The organism is Aliihoeflea sp. 40Bstr573 (assembly GCF_024105655.1).
Classification (GTDB): domain Bacteria; phylum Pseudomonadota; class Alphaproteobacteria; order Rhizobiales; family Rhizobiaceae; genus Aliihoeflea.
Window position 1 is genome coordinate 32,471 of sequence record NZ_JAAAMH010000007.1, and the last position, 15,413, is coordinate 47,883.

Here is a 15,413-nt window from a genome sequence, read left to right on the forward strand (position 1 = left end):
GCGCCCGTCACGCGCGGGCGAAAATGAAACAGCACCGGCGAGCGGGTCGCCGGTGCTGTCGGGATGGCCTCAAAGGTGCCAGTTCTCGGTACGGAAATCCATCGCGAATGCCGGGGCGGCCTTCCACTTCAGATCCGACTTCATTCCGGTGAAGACCGCATTCTGGTGGAGAACTGTGTAGACCGGGTCCTCGCGCTCGCAGATTTCCAGCATGCGGGCGAAGGCCTTGCGGCGCTCCTCATGATCCGTGCTGGTTTCCAGAACGACCGACAGCCTGTTGACCTCGTCATTTGTCCATTCGCGCGACTGCTGCACCTGGCCGTTCGGGCCGAACTGGGCCACCATAGGCGTGACGGGGTCGTTGATGTTGGCCGAGGCCGACCAGTCGCGGATGCCGCGCTCGCCCTCTTCCATGATCTGACCCCAGTTCTCCACCATCTGGATCTCGACATTGAGGCCGGCCTGGCGCCACATCTCGGCGAGGATCTGACCCGTGGCGGTCTGGTTGGTATAGTAGTTGTTCAACAGGCGGTACGGGATCGGCTCGCCGTTGTACCCGGCCTCTTGCAAGAGGTCGCGGGCGAGGTCGAGATCGAACTCGGGCACGTTCCAGCCTTCGATGAACATGTCGCTGCTCTTGAAGGATTCGAACTGCAGGCCCGCCGGGATTACGGTCTCGCCACCCCAAAGTGCGTCGACGATCGCCTGACGGTCGATCGAGTGGGTCAGTGCGCGGCGCACCAGCGGGTTCTTCAGAACCGGATGGTGCATGTCGAACACGGAGACACGGTGATTGAGGATGGTCGAGCCCTGGACCTCGAAGCCCGGCGTCGACTGGACGGCGCTGATCTGGTCCGGCGGCAGGTCGCAGGCGAAGTCGTACTGGCCGGAGATGAGACCGTTGACGCGCGATGCGACCTCGGGAACCTCGACGAAGCGGATTTCCTCAAGCGGTGGACGGCCGCCCCAATAGTCGTCGAAGGCGACCAGGGTCAGCGAGACGTCCGGCCGGTATTCGCCGACCATGTAGGGGCCAGTCGTGACCGGCTTGCGCGCCCAGTCGGCATAGCTCGCCGCCTCGTCCCAGGCGCGGCGGCTGGCGATCTGGCTGCCATAGGCATAGAGGCGCCCTTCGAGGGTCACGTCCGGCGTCGCGTTGTGGAAGCGCACCGTATGCGAGTCGATGATCTCGACGCCGGCAAGGGCGGGCCAGAGGCGCCGACCGACGCCGGGCACGGCAGCGGGCAGTTCGCGCGCGGTTGCGGGCTGGTGCTGTTCGGCGAAGACGGTTTCGCCGCCGGCCGGCTGGGTGTCGCCGAAGACGCGCTCGGCGGAGAAGGAGAACGCCACGTCCTCGGCGGTCATCTCGTCGCCATTGTGAAACTTCACGCCCTGGCGCAGCTTCAGTTCCAGCGTCTTGTCGTCGATGCGGGTCCATTCGGTGGCAAGGCCCGGGACCGGGCCCTGATCGCCCATCCAGTCGCGCAGGATCAGGCCTTCCCAAAGATTGGGGAAGAAGACGCGCTCGCCGACATTGGACTGCTCGTTCCAGATGTCGAGCGTGTTGTTGTTGGTGATCTTCTGCACGGCAACCGTGATCGAACGGCGCTCACCCTGCGCCGAGCCGATGCGCGGCAAGGCAAGCGTGCTCGCGGCGGCCCCCATCAGGCCGATGGCGCGGCGTCTGTTGATGTTCAGCATCTGCGTATCCTTCTTCCAGGCAATAAGGTGCCGCTCCCGCACGAAGGGGTTCGCGCGCGGTGGAGGCGTTCGGGGTTCGTTATTGACCGAGGCGGCCATCAATCGGCTGCGGGGCTAACCCGTGCCGAATATCGGGCTGTCGACGATGAGGACTTCAGCAGACATGAACAATGCTCGCCGCCTCGTGGGCTTCACCAAAAGGAAGGCGTCCCGCAAGAGCGAGCCGAACCTTCAACCGTCATCGGCATTCAGGTGAAACCGACTTGATGCCGGGTCTAGGTCATCAATGTTACGCGCATGTGACGCCGGGCGGCACGATGTGATGGGAAAGCCGGTGCCCCGTTTCTTGCTCTCGGACTACCCGATGCCGCTATTTCCTATGGCTCATCTGGCACTCGACCTCTCATGCATCATCGAGGGGCGTGGCGGCGCGATTGCGATGACGCCGGCGCTGGCACAGGTTCAAAAATCGAATGGCTCAAGCTGCCGACGGCGGCGACACGGTGTGAACAATGGCAAGAATGAGGCTTGCGCTCTCCCCCTCGAGCAGAAAGATAGCAGCCAGAGATCGAACGAGATCTTCCGGGGACATTATTCAGACCAAGGAGAGAACAATGACCATTCAATTTGGCGGTTTGGCAAAGACCGTGGCCATCCTGTCGCTCGCGGGCGGCCTTGCGGCCCTGCCTGCCCTCGCGCAGGACATCCAGTTCTTCCGCATCGCCACGGGCGGCACCGCCGGCACCTATTTCCCGATCGGCGGCCTTCTCTCCAACGCCATTTCCAACCCGCCCGGCTCGCGCGCCTGCGATGAAGGCGGAAGCTGTGGCGCGCCGGGCGTCGTCGCAACGGCCCTCGCCTCCAACGGCTCGGTCGCCAACATCAACGGCATCGCCAGCGGCCAGATCGAATCCGGGTTCTCGCAGTCCGACGTCGCCTACTGGGCGCATACGGGCACAGGCGTTTTCGAAGGCAAGGGCGCGCTGGACAACATCCGCGCCATCGCCAACCTCTATCCGGAAAGCATCCACCTCGTCGCCCGCGCGGACGCTGGCATCAACTCGGTGGCCGACCTCGCCGGCAAGAAGGTCTCGCTCGACGAGCCGGGTTCGGGAACGCTGGTCGACGCACGCATCATCCTCGAGGCCTATGGCCTGTCGGAGGACGATGTCGAGGCGGAGTTTCTGAAGCCCAATCAGGCGGCCGACCTGATGCGCGACAACAACATGGATGCGTTCTTCTTCGTCGGCGGCTTCCCGGCCGGTGCGATCACCGAGCTTGCGACCAGCCAGGACATCGTCCTCGTCCCGATCGAAGGACCGGAAGCCGAAGCGCTGCTGGAAGAATACGGCTTCTTCGCCGAGCACGTCATCCCCGGCGGCACCTATGAAGGCGTGACGGACGATGTCCAGAGCATCAGCGTCGGCGCCCAGTGGGTGACCAGCGCCGAACAGCCGGACGACCTGATCTACGAGATCACTAAGGCGCTGTGGAACGACAATTCGCGCGCGCTGCTCGACAACGGCCACGCCAAGGGCGCGTCGATCAAGAAGGAAACCGCGCTCGAAGGCGTCGGCATTCCGCTCCATCCGGGCGCCGAGCGGTTCTACAAGGAAGCCGGCCTCCTCGCGGAATAATCCCGGTACCGGGCAGCGGTGCGGCCCGTCCGCCCTTGCCATGCCATTCGCCGATCGCTCGGCGAATGGCATCTGCTTTTCCATGAACCTGCAAAGCGACAGCGATGACCAAGTCCGCGACCGATACGGATCAGCCCGACCTTGCCGAACTCGAAGAAAAGTTCGACCCGGAGGTGCGATTCCGCCCGCTCGGCCCTGCCGTGGGCTGGCTGACCGCCTGTCTGCTGTTCACGCTGTCGGTCTTTCACTATTACACGGCCGGCTTCGGCCTCCTGCGTGAGGTCACGCATCGCGGCGTGCACATGGCCTTTGTGATCGCGCTTATCTTTATCGTGTTCGCGGCGACGCCAACCGGTCAGAAGACGCTCTATAAATCCTCGCTTCTGCGTCCGGGCGGCATCCCCCTCCTCGACTGGATCTTCGCCATTGCCGGCGCAGTCTCCGTTCTCTACGTCCCGTGGATCTTCCAGGACCTCGCCTTCCGCGTCGGCAATCCGCTGCCGATCGACGTCGCGATGGGCACGATCCTGATCGTCGTTCTTCTCGAAGCCACGCGCCGCTCCATGGGCTGGCCGCTGCCCGTCATCGCCTGCCTGTTCATGTTGTATGCGGTTTTCGGGCGCAGCGCGCCCGGCATCCTCGTCCATCCGGGCACGAACTGGTCCGGCCTCGTCAACCATCTCTACCTCACCAGCCAGGGCATCTTCGGCCTGCCTGTCGGGGTCGTGGCGACTTATGTCTTCCATTTCGTGCTCTTCGGCGTGCTTGCGACCCGGATGGGCCTCGGCAAGCTGTTTATCGACCTCGCATCGGCCGTTGCGGGCCGCTTTTCGGGCGGTCCGGCGAAGGTCTCGGTCCTGTCCTCGGCTCTTCTCGGCTCGATTTCAGGTTCATCCATTGCCAACACCGTGACCACGGGGTCGCTGACGATCCCGGCCATGATCCGTGTCGGCTATCCGCGCCACTTCGCCGCCGCCGTGGAGGCCGCCGCGAGCACCGGCGGGCAGATCACGCCGCCCGTCATGGGCGCTGCCGCCTTCCTTATGGTCGAGTTCCTCGGCATCCCGTACACGGACATCCTGATCGCCGCGCTCGTTCCTGCCTTCATGCATTTCTTCGGCGTACTGATGCAGGTGCATTTCGAGGCCAAGCGTCTGGGGCTGCGCGGCCTCACCGCGGACGAACTGCCGCGCGTGTGGTCCGTGCTGCGCCATGACTGGCCGACCGTGATCCCGCTCTTCATCCTGATCGGCGTCCTGATGAACGGCTACACGCCCTATCTCGCCGCTTTCTGGGGCATCACGGCCTGCATGGTCATCGGCCTTGCCAATCCGCGCAACCGCATCACCGTCCGCGACATCTTCGCCGGCTTCGTTCTCGGCGCCAAATTCGCCCTTGCGGTCGGTGCCGCTGCGGCGACGGTGGGCATCGTCATTGGCGTCGTCACGCTGACCGGGGTCAGCTTCAAGGTTTCCTACATCGTCACTTCGACCGCCGCTGCGTGGGCGGGTGCGATCGAGCCCTTCATCCCGTTCGAGCTGATGCAGCCGGCGACACTGACCCTCGTGATAACGCTTTTCCTGACGGGCATCGTGTGCGTACTCATGGGCTGCGGCATCCCGACAACCGCGAACTACTTGATTATGGTGACGGTCGCGGCGCCGATCCTCGGCATGCTCGGCGTGCAGCCACTCGTCGCGCATTTTTTCGTCTTCTACTACGGCGTCCTCGCCGACATCACGCCACCGGTCGCGCTTGCGGCTTACGCCGCCGCAGGGATTGCCAACGCAAACCCGTTCAAGGCAGGCAACACGGCCTTCCGGCTCGGCATCGGCAAGGTGCTGATCCCGTTCGTTTTCGTCTTCTCGCCGTCGCTCCTGATCGTCGTCGAAGGCTTCACCCTCGAGGCGTTCCTGCTTGCCTTCATCGGCGCGACGCTCGGCATCATGGCACTTTCGGCTGCGTTCTCCGGCTATCTGATCGCGCCGCTTCGCGCCATCGAGCGGCCCCTCCTGGCGGTCGCGGCGATCCTGATGGTCGCGCCGGAACTGACGACGACGTTGCTCGGCGCGGCGATCCTCATCGCCATCGCCGTGATGCAACTCGTCCAGTTGCGTATGGCGACTGCCGGCGCCGGAACGCGGTAGCAACAAGAAGGCGACAGAGGCCGGCAATGGCCTCTGCCGCTCGGCGCAATGTCGGGCCAGGCAGCTATCCCTTGTATTCCCGATCGAAAGGGCCTACATCTGCAGGATCGATCTTGCTGACGAATATTGTTTTCGCGCTTCGCGCCATTCGCGATCTTCCTATTCAACTTCGATCTGACGGCCTGCGGCATTCGGTTGCGGGCTCAGCACCCTTTGTCGATTGAAAGGAAATCGTCATGGCTACCGGTACAGTTAAGTTCTTCAACTCCACCAAGGGCTTCGGCTTCATCGAGCAGGACGGCGGCGGAGCCGATGTGTTCGTTCACATCTCTGCGGTCGAGCGCTCGGGCATGAGCACCCTCGTCGACGGCCAGAAGGTCTCGTTTGAAGCGGTCGTTGACCGCCGCAACGGCAAGACGGCCGCCGAAAACCTGCAGGCCGCATAAGTCAGCAGGCCTATCGTTTCATGGCCGCGACCACGGATGTACTGGCGCGTCCAGCGAGATGGCAAAAAGGTCGGACACATGTCCGGCCTTTTTTTGTCCCTGAGCATCGAGCCACGCTCGTTGCTCCAATCTCTTTGAGGAAAGTACAGAATTGTCACCCATGAAGAACCAGACGCTCGCCGAACGGCTTGCGACCTCCAACGCGGCGAAGAAAGATCTCCTCGCGAAGTTCAAGGCCAGGCCCGCGATCGATTCTCCGGAAGTTCTCGCAAGGCAGTCGGAGCGCGCGCGCATCTCGCGCGAACGGGCCGAACGCGCGGCCGAGCGCGACCAGGAAAAGCGCGAGGAAGCCGAACGGCTGGAGCGCATCAAGCTCGAAGAGCGCGCCGAAGCCGAAGCAGCCTCCAAGGCGGCCATGGTCGCTAAGGAAGAAAGCGACCGTGCGATGGTCAAGCAGTTGCTCGACTACGAAGCCGAACTGAAGAGCAAGCGTGACGCCCGCTACGCCGCACGCAAGCAGCGCCAGCGTTAGGTGGGTCAAGCCGCGCGCCGTTTCCACGTACCGCGCGGTCGTTCACGGCGGCCCCGGTGCCGCGCCCCGTTCGAGCGCGGCCGGCAGGCCGGTCAGCCAAGCACTTCCCTGACCGCCTCGGCCGTCTTGCTCACGACCTCGTCTGCCTCCGCGCGCGTGAGGCAGAGCGGCGGGGCGAAGCCGAGGATGTCGCCCTGCGGCATCGCGCGGGCGATGACACCGCGCTTTAGGAGGGATGCCGCGACGGACGGCCCGACCTTTTTCGCCGGATCGAAGAACGTGCGCTTGTCGCGATCCTCGACGAATTCGACAGCGCACAACATCCCCTCTCCACGCACGTCGCCGACATGGGCATGGCCGCCCAACGCCTTGCGCATCTCGGCGTTCAGGTAAGCCCCCGTCTCGCTGGCGTTGTTGACCAGTCCCAGGCTGTCGATCAGCTTCAGATTCGCCACGCCGGCCGCGGCCCCGATTGGGTGTGCCGAATAGGTCCAGCCATGGCCGATGGGGCCGTTCTCGTCAGTGCCCTGCTCGAGGACCTTCCAGACCTTCTGCGAGATGATCGATCCGGACAGCGGCGCATAAGCCGAGGTCAGGCCTTTTGCGATCGTGATCATGTCCGGCGCGATGCCGTAGTGGTCGGAGCCGAACATGGTCCCAAGACGCCCGAAGCCGGTGACGACCTCGTCGGCGATCAGCAGGATGTCGTGCTTCTTCAGCACCGCCTCTATCGCCGCCCAGTATCCGGCAGGCGGGGGCACGATGCCGCCGGTTCCCAGAACCGGCTCGCCGATGAAGGCCGCGATCGTATCCGCGCCTTCGCGCGCGATCAGCTTTTCCAGTTCGTCCGCGCAATGCGCGACGAACTCGGCCTCGCTCATGCCCCGGTCCGCTCGACGGAAAAAATCGGGCGCCTCAGTATGGAGGATGCGCTCCAGCGGCAGGTCAAACTTGTCGTGGAAGAGCTTCAGGCCGGTCAGCGACCCCGTCACCAGCCCCGAGCCGTGATAGCCGCGCCAGCGCGAGATGATCTTCTTCTTTTCCGGTCGGCCGAGAATGTTGTTGTAGTACCAGACGAGCTTGACGTTGGTCTCGTTGGCGTCCGAGCCGCCGAGCCCGAAATAGACCTTCGACATGTTCTTCGGCGCGCGTTCCAGCACCATCCTGGCAAGCGTGATGGACGCTTCCGTGCCGTGGCCGACATAGGCGTGGTAGTAGGCGAGCTCCTTTGCCTGTTCGGCGATCGCCTCCGCGATCTCGGGGCGCCCATAGCCGACATTGACGCAGTAGAGACCCGCAAACGCGTCGAGGAGACGGTTGCCGTCGCGGTCCTCGATGAAGACGCCCTTGCCGCCGGTGATGATGCGGGAAGCCGACTCGCCGCGGGCGTGCTGGGCGAGATGGGTCGACGGGTGGAAGAAATGCGCGCGGTCCCACTGGTCGAGCATGTCGTTCTTCAGCATCGCTTGGCTCCTTGAGTTTGGGTTGCGCCGGTTATGGACCAGCGGCGGGGACGAGGAAAACCCTTGTGCCAACAATTTCGTCTTCTTGCCGTCGCGGTTGATCGTCGCCGAAGGTTTCACCCTCCAAGGCGTGCCTGCCTGCCTGCATCGTCGCGACGCTCGGCATCATGACACGTTCGGCTTCATTATCCGGCTACCTAATTGCGTCGCTCGGCTATCGAGCGGCCCCTTCGATCCTGATGGTGGCGCGGAACGGACAACGACGTTGCTCGGCGCTACGATCCTCGTTGTCATCGCGGTGATGCAACTTATGCAGTTGCGTATGGCGACTGCCGACATTGGGGAACGCGCTGACTGGTCCGAGGTCAGGAGGTTCTATTCCGATAGGTGGCATCGACGAACCGGCGAACGCCGTCGCGCCAGTGCGGCAGTTCATGCCCGAAGGTCATATTGAACTGACGATTGTCGAGGCGTGAGTTCGCTGGACGCTTGGCGGGCGTGGGATATTGCGAGGTGGCGATCGGCTTAACGGCCGCAAAGGCTCCGCCCGCTTCCCGCGACCGTGCGAACACCTCTTCGGCGAAACGGGCCCAGCTCGTGTGGCCGCCATTCGTCATGTGGAAAACACCGCGCCAGTCGGATTGCGAGGCCCGGTCGGCAATCGCACCGCAGACCGCGAGAATGCCGGCCGCGATATCTGGCGCAAAAGTCGGTGCTCCCGACTGGTCGGCGACAATGCGCACGACATCCCGATGCTCCGCCAGCTGCAGCATCGTCCGCGCGAAGTTGTTGCCCCATGGCGCATAGACCCAGGAGGTGCGCAGGATCACATGCCTGTCATTGGCCCGCATGACCGCCGCTTCTCCAGCCAGCTTAGAGGCCCCGTATATGCCGATCGGGCCGGTCGCATCCGTCTCGACATAGGGCAGGCTTCCTTCACCCGAGAAGACATAGTCGGTCGAGACATGGACGATTGGCAGCGATGCCTGCGCCGCCTCCGCCGCAACATTGCCGGCTCCGTCGCGGTTCACGGCGAAGGCGATGTCCGGTTCGCTTTCGGCCCTGTCGACCGCTGTATAAGCGGCAGGGTTGATCACGATATCGGGTCGGTGACGCGTGATCGCGGCGCGGATGGACGGGGCGTTGGTAATGTCGAGTTCGGGCCGGCCGGCGCAAACAACCTCAATGTCATGCGAAACCGCTCGTGCCAGAGCCGTCGCGAGTTGCCCGTTCTTGCCCGTTACGAGAAGCCGCAGAACCATGTTCAGGCGACCCTGCCGAGCCTCTCCCCTGCATAGGAGCGCTCCCGGATCGGTTGCCACCACGACCTGTTTTCAAGGTACCAGTCGATCGTCTTGGCGATACCGGTTTCAAACGTTTCCCGTGCGCGCCAGCCAAGATCGCGCTCGATCTTCGACGGATCGATGGCGTACCGACGGTCGTGACCCGGGCGGTCAGGAACGAACCGGATCAGGTCACAGTAGCTCGTTCCATCTGCACGTGGTCGCCGCTGATCGAGAAGATCACAGATCGTCTCGACGACCTGTAGATTGGTCCGCTCCGCACGTCCGCCGACATTGTAGCTTTCGCCCGGCCGTCCCTTCGTTGCAACCATTTCGAGCGCGCGCGCGTGATCATCGACATAGAGCCAGTCGCGCACGTTGCTGCCCTGTCCGTAAACTGGGATCTCGCACTCGTGAAACGCGTTCAGAATCACGAGCGGAATGAGCTTTTCGGGAAAATGACAGGGACCGTAATTGTTGGAACAGTTCGATAGGACGACCGGTAGGCCATAGGTCACATGCCACGCGCGGACCAGATGATCGGACGCGGCCTTGGAAGCCGAATAGGGCGATGAGGGACCATAGGGCGTATCCTCCGTGAAGATGCCACTGTCGAACGGCAGGTCGCCGAAGACCTCGTCGGTCGAGACGTGGTGGAAGCGAAACGCATCGCGCCGCTCTCCCGTCAGTCCCCGCCAGTAAGCCAGGGCTGCATTCAACAGCTTGAACGTGCCGACGATGTTGGTCTGGATGAACTGGCCCGGCCCGTCGATCGAGCGGTCGACGTGGCTTTCGGCGGCCAGATGCATGATATGCGTGATCTCTTCGGCTCTCAGGATTTCGAGCACCGCTGCATCGTCACAAATGTCCGCTTGGTGAAAGCGATATTGTAATGACGACGCGGCCGCGCCGACCGAGGCGAGATTGCCCGCATAGGTCAGCTTGTCCAGATTGACGATCCTGACACCCTGCCGGCCGGCGAGGTGGCGGATGACGGCAGAGCCGATGAAACCCGCACCACCCGTAACGAGAATGTTCATGTCGCGCCCTCCTGCTCGCGTTCGAGAAGGCCGGGCCTCGCTGCCCGGCCGAAAAGTTCGGCTGCGCCGAACGAAGGCGCCGCCTCATCCTTGGCGGAAAGGTGAAGATCGGCCCTATCGACCGGCCACGCGATCCCAATCTGCGGGTCGTCGAAACGAATGCTTCGGTCGCAGGCCGGAACGTAGAGGTCCGTCACCTTGTAGATGACCTCCGTATCCGGCTCGAGCGTGACGAAGCCGTGGGCAAATCCGCGTGGGATAAGAATCTGGTTCCATCTGGCGGCTGAAACCTCGAGGCCCACCCAGTGGCCGAAGGTCGGCGATGCCGCGCGGATATCGACCGCAACGTCGAAGATTGCGCCCCTGACGACGCGCACCAGCTTGTCCTGCGCATGGGGTGGTAACTGATAGTGCAGCCCGCGCAAAACGCCCTTGGCGGCCGAATAGGAATGGTTGTCCTGGACAAAGACGAGATCGATCCCCGCTTCCTGCAGGTGCCGCGAACTGTAGGTTTCCGAGAAGAAGCCGCGCGCGTCGCCGAACTTGCGCGGCACGATTTCCAGCACTTCGGGAATGGCGAGCGGGCGCACCTCAAGCACGGACGATATCCTTCAGTCGTCGCAGATAGGCTGCATATTCGGTCTTGCCGAGCGCATCGGCCCGTTTCATGAGCTGCTCGTCCGTCAGGTAGCCGAGTGCGAAGCCGATCTCCTCGGGGCACATCACCTTGATGCCCTGTCGCTTTTCGATCGTCCGCACGAAGGCCGTTGCCTCGTGCAGGCTGTCATGCGTGCCAGTATCAAGCCATGCATAGCCACGGCCGAGGCGCGCGACGTTGAGGTCGCCGCGTGCGAGATAAGCGTTGTTGACGTCGGTGATCTCCAGTTCGCCGCGCGTCGAAGGCGTGATGCCTGCCGCGATGTCGAGCACGTCGTTGTCGTAGAAATAAAGTCCGGTCACAGCCCAGTTCGACTTCGGGCGGGCCGGCTTTTCCTCGATCGTCTCGGCCATGCCGGAGCGAGGGTCGAACGAGACGACGCCGTAGCGCTCGGGATCGTCAACCCAATAGGCGAAGACGGTCGCCCCGGCCGCCTTCAAGCGCGCCTCTTGGCAAAGCCCCGAAAGCCCCGCGCCGTAGAAGATGTTGTCGCCGAGCACGAGTGCGACCGTGTCGGTGCCGACGAAATCCCGCCCGATGATGAAGGCCTCGGCAAGGCCGTTGGGGCTTGGCTGTTCCGCATAGGAGATGTCCACGCCGAACATCGACCCGTCACCCAGCAACATCTCGAAAGCGGGCTTATCTCGCGGGGTGCTGATGATTAGCATTTCACGAATTCCCGCCAGCATCAGCACACTGATTGGGTAATATATCATCGGCTTGTCGTAGACCGGCAAAAGCTGCTTCGACACGGCAATGGTCAGTGGAAACAGCCGCGTGCCGGCGCCACCCGCAAGGACGATACCCTTCAAGACCCCACCCCGAATCCTAGTATTCATTGATCGAATTACATCAATAATACTTAAGATTTGCAGCCGCAATTATAGATATATATAGACCGAATTACCTATGAAAGATCTGATCGAGGCCAGCAGGGGGCCGAGCACTTCGCCCTCCGCCTCTGCCGTCTTCTGGACGATCCCGTCTGCTTCCGCGCGTCAGGCAAAGCGGCGGCGCGAAGCCGAGGATATCGCCCTGCGGCATCACCCGGGCAATAACGCCGCGCTTGAGGAGAGCGGCCGCGACCGACGGACCGATCTTTCTCGCCGGATCGAAAATCGATCGCTTGTCGCGGTCTTCGACGAACTCGACCGCGCACAGCATACCCTGGCCGCGCACGTCGCCGACATGGGCATGGTCGACCAGCGCCTTGCGCATTTCAGTGTCGAGATAGGCACCGGTCTCGCCGGCATTCATGACAGCCCAGGCTGTCGATCAGCTTCAGATTGGCGCCGCCCGCCGCCGCCCCGATCGGGTGCGCCGAATAGGTCCAGCCATGGCCGATCGGTCCGTTCTCATCCGTCCCACGCGCCAGCACGTCCTAGCGAGGTGACGCTCTTGCCCGAGCCCGATTCGCCGACCATCGCCAGGGTACTGCCGGGCGCGATGTCGAAATTCAGGTCGTGAACGACCGTGTTGCGGCCAAACGAGATGCTCAGGTTGCGAACCGAAATGACGGGCTTCTGGTCCATTACGATGCATCCTTCAGCCGGGGATCGATGGCATCGCGCAGGCCATCGCCGATCAGGTTGAACGCCAGCACCAGAAAGAGAATCGCGAGGCTCGGGATGAGCGCGAGGTGGAATGCGCTCAGTATGTTGTCGAAGCCGTCGCGCACCATGCCGCCCCATGTCGGCGTGGGTGGCGCGAGCCCCAGCCCGATGAAGGCGAGCGAGGCCTCGGTGCGCACGGCGGTCGCCATCCACAGCGAGGCCATGACATCGCCCCCCGTCTTGGACGGCTGAAGGAGGTTGAAGACTGTCAGAGCAGACGATTGGCAGAGTTCGCGTGCGTCGCTTGATCTCTCGGCATTCTCCAGCAAATGCTCGGAATAAGCCCCATCGCCACTCTCTCTGGCTATTATAACGCCGGCTTATGCATGTCAGCCTGACCGTCGTCTGGATGCGCGGAAATAGGCACGTCGACAGGCGGCGGCTTGCATCGCAGCAAACAATGCTACATGCGGCCAGTCATGCATGATTGGAACGCACCCAGAAACGCTGTCAGATTAGCGCCGAGCGCGTCACAGAGATAGCCGCCCTCCTGTACTATGACCGACGGCATGCCGAGGCCGGCGATCGCGGCGGCCATCCGTGCGAACCCCGGGGTGGTCACCGAAAGTCCGCCGAATGGGTCTCCCTCGAACGCGTCAAGCCCGAGCGCGACCACCAGCGCGCTAGGGGCGAACGCTCGGATGCGGCGCAGTGCCGGCTCCAGCACGGCCATGAACTCGTCATCGCCGGACTTGCGCGGCAGCGGCAGGTTAAGGTTGTAGCCCAGCCCCGGCCCCTCGCCCCTCTCGTCGGCGTGGCCCCAGAAGAACGGGTAGAAGCGCACCGGGTCGGCATGGATCGAGACGGTGAGCACGTCGGACCGCGCGTAGAAGATGCCCTGGGTCCCGTTGCCGTGGTGGAGGTCGACGTCGAGGATAGCTACCCTTTCCGCCCCTCCTGCCAGCAGACGCTGGGCAGCGATCGCCGAATTGTTGAAGAAGCAGAACCCACCGGCGACGTCCGCGAAGGCGTGGTGGCCGGGCGGGCGGCAAAGCGCATAGGCAGCCGACGACCCCGTCGCCACCGCGTCGGCCGCATCGACCGCGCTCCAGGCACTCCAGCACGCGCTCTGAAACGTCTCGGCAGAGATCGGACAGGCCGTATCCGCCATGTGGTAGCCGGCCTGGCCAACGGCCGACGCCGGATAGCTGCCGCCGCGCGCGATCGGGTGGATATTGGGGATCACCTCCGCCGATGCACCCGCGATGTGCTGCCAGCGCGCGTAGATGTGCTCGAGGAAATCGAGATATTCGGGCGTGTGGACCGCGGCGATGGGGCCAAGGCCGTGGTCGCGCGGGCGCTCGATCTCGAGCCCTGCCGCGCGAGCGCCAGCAAGCAGCCGCTCGACGCGTTCGGGCTGCTCCGGGTTCGGCTGGGGCGCACCGCTCGAAAGGAACGCCTTGGGATCGTGGTGCTTCTGTTCGTCAGCGTAATAGGCTTTCACGGCCGCTCCTGTTTGTTTGCGCGCAGAAGGTTCTGGAATGCATCGCCATAGGCGCCACGCTCCCGCTCGTCCTCCCGATATGTGATCCCGACGCGCTCGTAGAAGGTCTGCGCACGAAGGTTGGTGACGTCGACGGATAGCCGCAGATAGGCGCCGCCGCGCTCTGCCGACCATGCCGCGACTGCGCGGACGAGCGCCTCGCCCACCCCGCGCCCGCGAAACTCGCCGGCGACGTAGAGGTCCTGAACGAAAACGCCGCCCCGCCCGAGCCATGTCGAGAAGATAGGGAAGAACAGCGCCAGTCCCGCCAGAACGCCTTCCGCTTCCGCAATCAACCCATGGAAGGCCGGTTCGGGGCCGAAGCCGGCGCGGCGCAAGTCCCCGGCGGTGACGGTGATCTTCTCGCGCTGGCCGAGCGCATCGCCCAGTTGCAGAAGCGCTGCGTGAATCGTGTCCACGTCTGCCTCGAGCGCCGGGCGGATTGCAAACAGGGCAGCCATCAGAATGCGACCCGGTCGCCGCCCTTCAATCCCAAAAGTTCCCGCGCTTCGCCGGGCGTCGCGATCTCCAGCGACAGCGCTTCGAGGACGGCGCGGATGCGGCGCACCTGGTCGGCATTGGATTTCGCCAACGTGCCGCGCCCGTCATATAGGCTGTCCTCCAGCCCGACGCGGACATTGCCGCCCATTGCCGCCGCCATCGTGATCATTGGCATCTGATGGCGACCCGCCGCCAGCACAGAGAAGCTGTAGTCGTCGCCGAAAAGCTTGTCCGCGATCCGCTTCATGTGGGTCAGGTTCTCGGGGTCGGCGCCGATGCCGCCCAGCACTCCGAACACGAACTGGACGAATATATGCCCCGTCACCAGGCCGCGGTCGCGCAGATGAGCAAGCGAATAGAGGTGCCCGACATCGTAGCATTCGAATTCGAACCGCGTGCCGCAGCCTTCACCCAGCGCCGACAAGGTGTGCTCCATGTCGGCAAAGGTGTTCTGGAAGATCGAACTGCGCGTCGCTTCGAGCAGCTTCGGCTCCCAGTCGTGCTTCCATTCGGTCTGCTTGTCGAGCGCGGGAAACAGCGCGAAATTCATCGAGCCCATGTTGAAGGACGACATTTCGGGCTTGGCGCGCAGCGATGCGGCAAGCCGGTCTTCCACCGTCATCAGCGACGACCCGCCCGTCGAGATGTTGATCACCGCGTCCGTCGACTGCTTGATGCGCGGCAGAAACTGCATGAAGACTTCGGGATCTGCCGAGGGACGGCCATCCTTCGGATCGCGCGCATGAAGATGAAGGATCGACGCGCCCGCTTCGGCGGCGGCGATCGCATCGGACGCGATCTGGTCGGGTGTCAGCGGCAGATGCGGCGACATGGTCGGCGTGTGAACCGAGCCGGTGACCGCGCAGGTGATGATGACCTTGCGGTCGTTCGTCTTCTTGGAAGCCATGG

13 protein-coding genes and 3 pseudogenes are annotated in these 15,413 nt (G+C 63.5%); 4 read left to right on the forward strand and 12 right to left on the reverse strand.

The genetic code is table 11. From position 1 onward, the window contains the following. Positions 1 to 69 precede the first annotated feature (69 nt). Positions 70 to 1,701: an ABC transporter substrate-binding protein gene (locus GTK01_RS10580; protein ID WP_252925857.1), complete on the reverse strand. Its 1,632-nt coding sequence runs from the start codon at positions 1,699 to 1,701 to the stop codon at positions 70 to 72. A gap of 620 nt (positions 1,702 to 2,321) precedes the next feature. On the opposite strand from GTK01_RS10580, the gene GTK01_RS10585 reads away from it, so the two are divergent. The 4 genes from GTK01_RS10585 (at position 2,322) to GTK01_RS10600 (ending at position 6,463) form a co-directional block, all read left to right on the forward strand. Then, positions 2,322 to 3,338: a TAXI family TRAP transporter solute-binding subunit gene (locus GTK01_RS10585; RefSeq protein ID WP_252926008.1), complete on the forward strand. Its 1,017-nt coding sequence runs from the start codon at positions 2,322 to 2,324 to the stop codon at positions 3,336 to 3,338. Between the two features lie 104 nt (positions 3,339 to 3,442). Further along, the gene (locus GTK01_RS10590) at positions 3,443 to 5,485 is read left to right on the forward strand and encodes a TRAP transporter permease (RefSeq protein ID WP_252925858.1); all 2,043 of its coding nucleotides are present in this window, start codon (positions 3,443 to 3,445) and stop codon (positions 5,483 to 5,485) included. Positions 5,486 to 5,721: 236 nt separating this feature from the next. Continuing rightward, positions 5,722 to 5,931 (forward strand): cold-shock protein, encoded by a 210-nt coding sequence (locus GTK01_RS10595; protein WP_252925859.1) that lies wholly within the window; start codon positions 5,722 to 5,724, stop codon positions 5,929 to 5,931. A gap of 160 nt (positions 5,932 to 6,091) precedes the next feature. After that, on the forward strand, positions 6,092 to 6,463 hold the full coding sequence (locus GTK01_RS10600) for a DUF6481 family protein (RefSeq protein WP_252925860.1): 372 nt from the start codon (positions 6,092 to 6,094) through the stop codon (positions 6,461 to 6,463). Positions 6,464 to 6,555: 92 nt separating this feature from the next. On the opposite strand, the gene GTK01_RS10605 is transcribed toward GTK01_RS10600, so the two are convergent. The 11 genes and pseudogenes from GTK01_RS10605 to GTK01_RS10655 all read right to left on the reverse strand — a co-directional run bounded on the left by GTK01_RS10605 (position 6,556) and on the right by GTK01_RS10655 (position 15,411). Next, on the reverse strand, positions 6,556 to 7,926 hold the full coding sequence (locus GTK01_RS10605) for an aspartate aminotransferase family protein (RefSeq protein ID WP_252925861.1): 1,371 nt from the start codon (positions 7,924 to 7,926) through the stop codon (positions 6,556 to 6,558). A 365-nt stretch (positions 7,927 to 8,291) separates the two neighbouring features. Further along, the gene (gene rfbD, locus GTK01_RS10610; RefSeq protein ID WP_371924327.1) at positions 8,292 to 9,182 is read right to left on the reverse strand and encodes a dTDP-4-dehydrorhamnose reductase; all 891 of its coding nucleotides are present in this window, start codon (positions 9,180 to 9,182) and stop codon (positions 8,292 to 8,294) included. A gap of 8 nt (positions 9,183 to 9,190) precedes the next feature. After that, positions 9,191 to 10,249, reverse strand: coding sequence for a dTDP-glucose 4,6-dehydratase (rfbB, locus tag GTK01_RS10615; protein WP_252925863.1), 1,059 nt, complete (start codon positions 10,247 to 10,249; stop codon positions 9,191 to 9,193). Next, complete coding sequence (gene rfbC, locus GTK01_RS10620; protein ID WP_252925864.1) at positions 10,246 to 10,848, reverse strand: dTDP-4-dehydrorhamnose 3,5-epimerase; 603 nt, start codon at positions 10,846 to 10,848, stop codon at positions 10,246 to 10,248. Before rfbC ends, rfbB begins: the two co-directional genes overlap by 4 nt. After that, positions 10,841 to 11,719 (reverse strand): glucose-1-phosphate thymidylyltransferase RfbA, encoded by an 879-nt coding sequence (gene rfbA / locus GTK01_RS10625; RefSeq protein ID WP_252925865.1) that lies wholly within the window; start codon positions 11,717 to 11,719, stop codon positions 10,841 to 10,843. The genes rfbC and rfbA overlap by 8 nt, the downstream gene beginning before the upstream one ends. A gap of 69 nt (positions 11,720 to 11,788) precedes the next feature. Next, a pseudogene (locus tag GTK01_RS10630) lies at positions 11,789 to 12,285 on the reverse strand (aminotransferase class III-fold pyridoxal phosphate-dependent enzyme); the annotation flags it as partial. 4 nt (positions 12,286 to 12,289) lie between these two features. Further along, positions 12,290 to 12,439 (reverse strand): annotated as a pseudogene (locus GTK01_RS10635) (ATP-binding cassette domain-containing protein); the annotation flags it as partial. Next, a pseudogene (locus GTK01_RS10640) lies at positions 12,439 to 12,687 on the reverse strand (ABC transporter permease subunit); the annotation flags it as partial. The pseudogenes GTK01_RS10640 and GTK01_RS10635, both read right to left, overlap by 1 nt. 236 nt (positions 12,688 to 12,923) lie before the next feature. Beyond that, positions 12,924 to 13,964: a histone deacetylase family protein gene (locus tag GTK01_RS10645; protein ID WP_252925866.1), complete on the reverse strand. Its 1,041-nt coding sequence runs from the start codon at positions 13,962 to 13,964 to the stop codon at positions 12,924 to 12,926. Then, the gene (locus GTK01_RS10650; RefSeq protein WP_252925867.1) at positions 13,961 to 14,464 is read right to left on the reverse strand and encodes a GNAT family N-acetyltransferase; all 504 of its coding nucleotides are present in this window, start codon (positions 14,462 to 14,464) and stop codon (positions 13,961 to 13,963) included. The genes GTK01_RS10645 and GTK01_RS10650 overlap by 4 nt, the downstream gene beginning before the upstream one ends. Next, entirely contained in the window at positions 14,464 to 15,411 is a 948-nt protein-coding gene (locus GTK01_RS10655; RefSeq protein WP_252925868.1) for a 3-keto-5-aminohexanoate cleavage protein, read from the reverse strand. The genes GTK01_RS10650 and GTK01_RS10655 overlap by 1 nt, the downstream gene beginning before the upstream one ends. Between the last annotated feature and the right edge of the window lie 2 nt (positions 15,412 to 15,413).

Coding starts and splice junctions, on each gene's coding strand:
- GTK01_RS10600 (WP_252925860.1), top strand. CDS start 6,092: ATGAAGAACCAGACGCTCGCCGAACGGCTTGCGACCTCCAACGCGGCG.
- rfbB (WP_252925863.1), bottom strand. CDS start 10,249: ATGAACATTCTCGTTACGGGTGGTGCGGGTTTCATCGGCTCTGCCGTC.
- GTK01_RS10605 (WP_252925861.1), bottom strand. CDS start 7,926: ATGCTGAAGAACGACATGCTCGACCAGTGGGACCGCGCGCATTTCTTC.
- GTK01_RS10650 (WP_252925867.1), bottom strand. CDS start 14,464: ATGGCTGCCCTGTTTGCAATCCGCCCGGCGCTCGAGGCAGACGTGGAC.
- GTK01_RS10590 (WP_252925858.1), top strand. CDS start 3,443: ATGACCAAGTCCGCGACCGATACGGATCAGCCCGACCTTGCCGAACTC.
- GTK01_RS10580 (WP_252925857.1), bottom strand. CDS start 1,701: ATGCTGAACATCAACAGACGCCGCGCCATCGGCCTGATGGGGGCCGCC.
- GTK01_RS10595 (WP_252925859.1), top strand. CDS start 5,722: ATGGCTACCGGTACAGTTAAGTTCTTCAACTCCACCAAGGGCTTCGGC.
- GTK01_RS10655 (WP_252925868.1), bottom strand. CDS start 15,411: ATGGCTTCCAAGAAGACGAACGACCGCAAGGTCATCATCACCTGCGCG.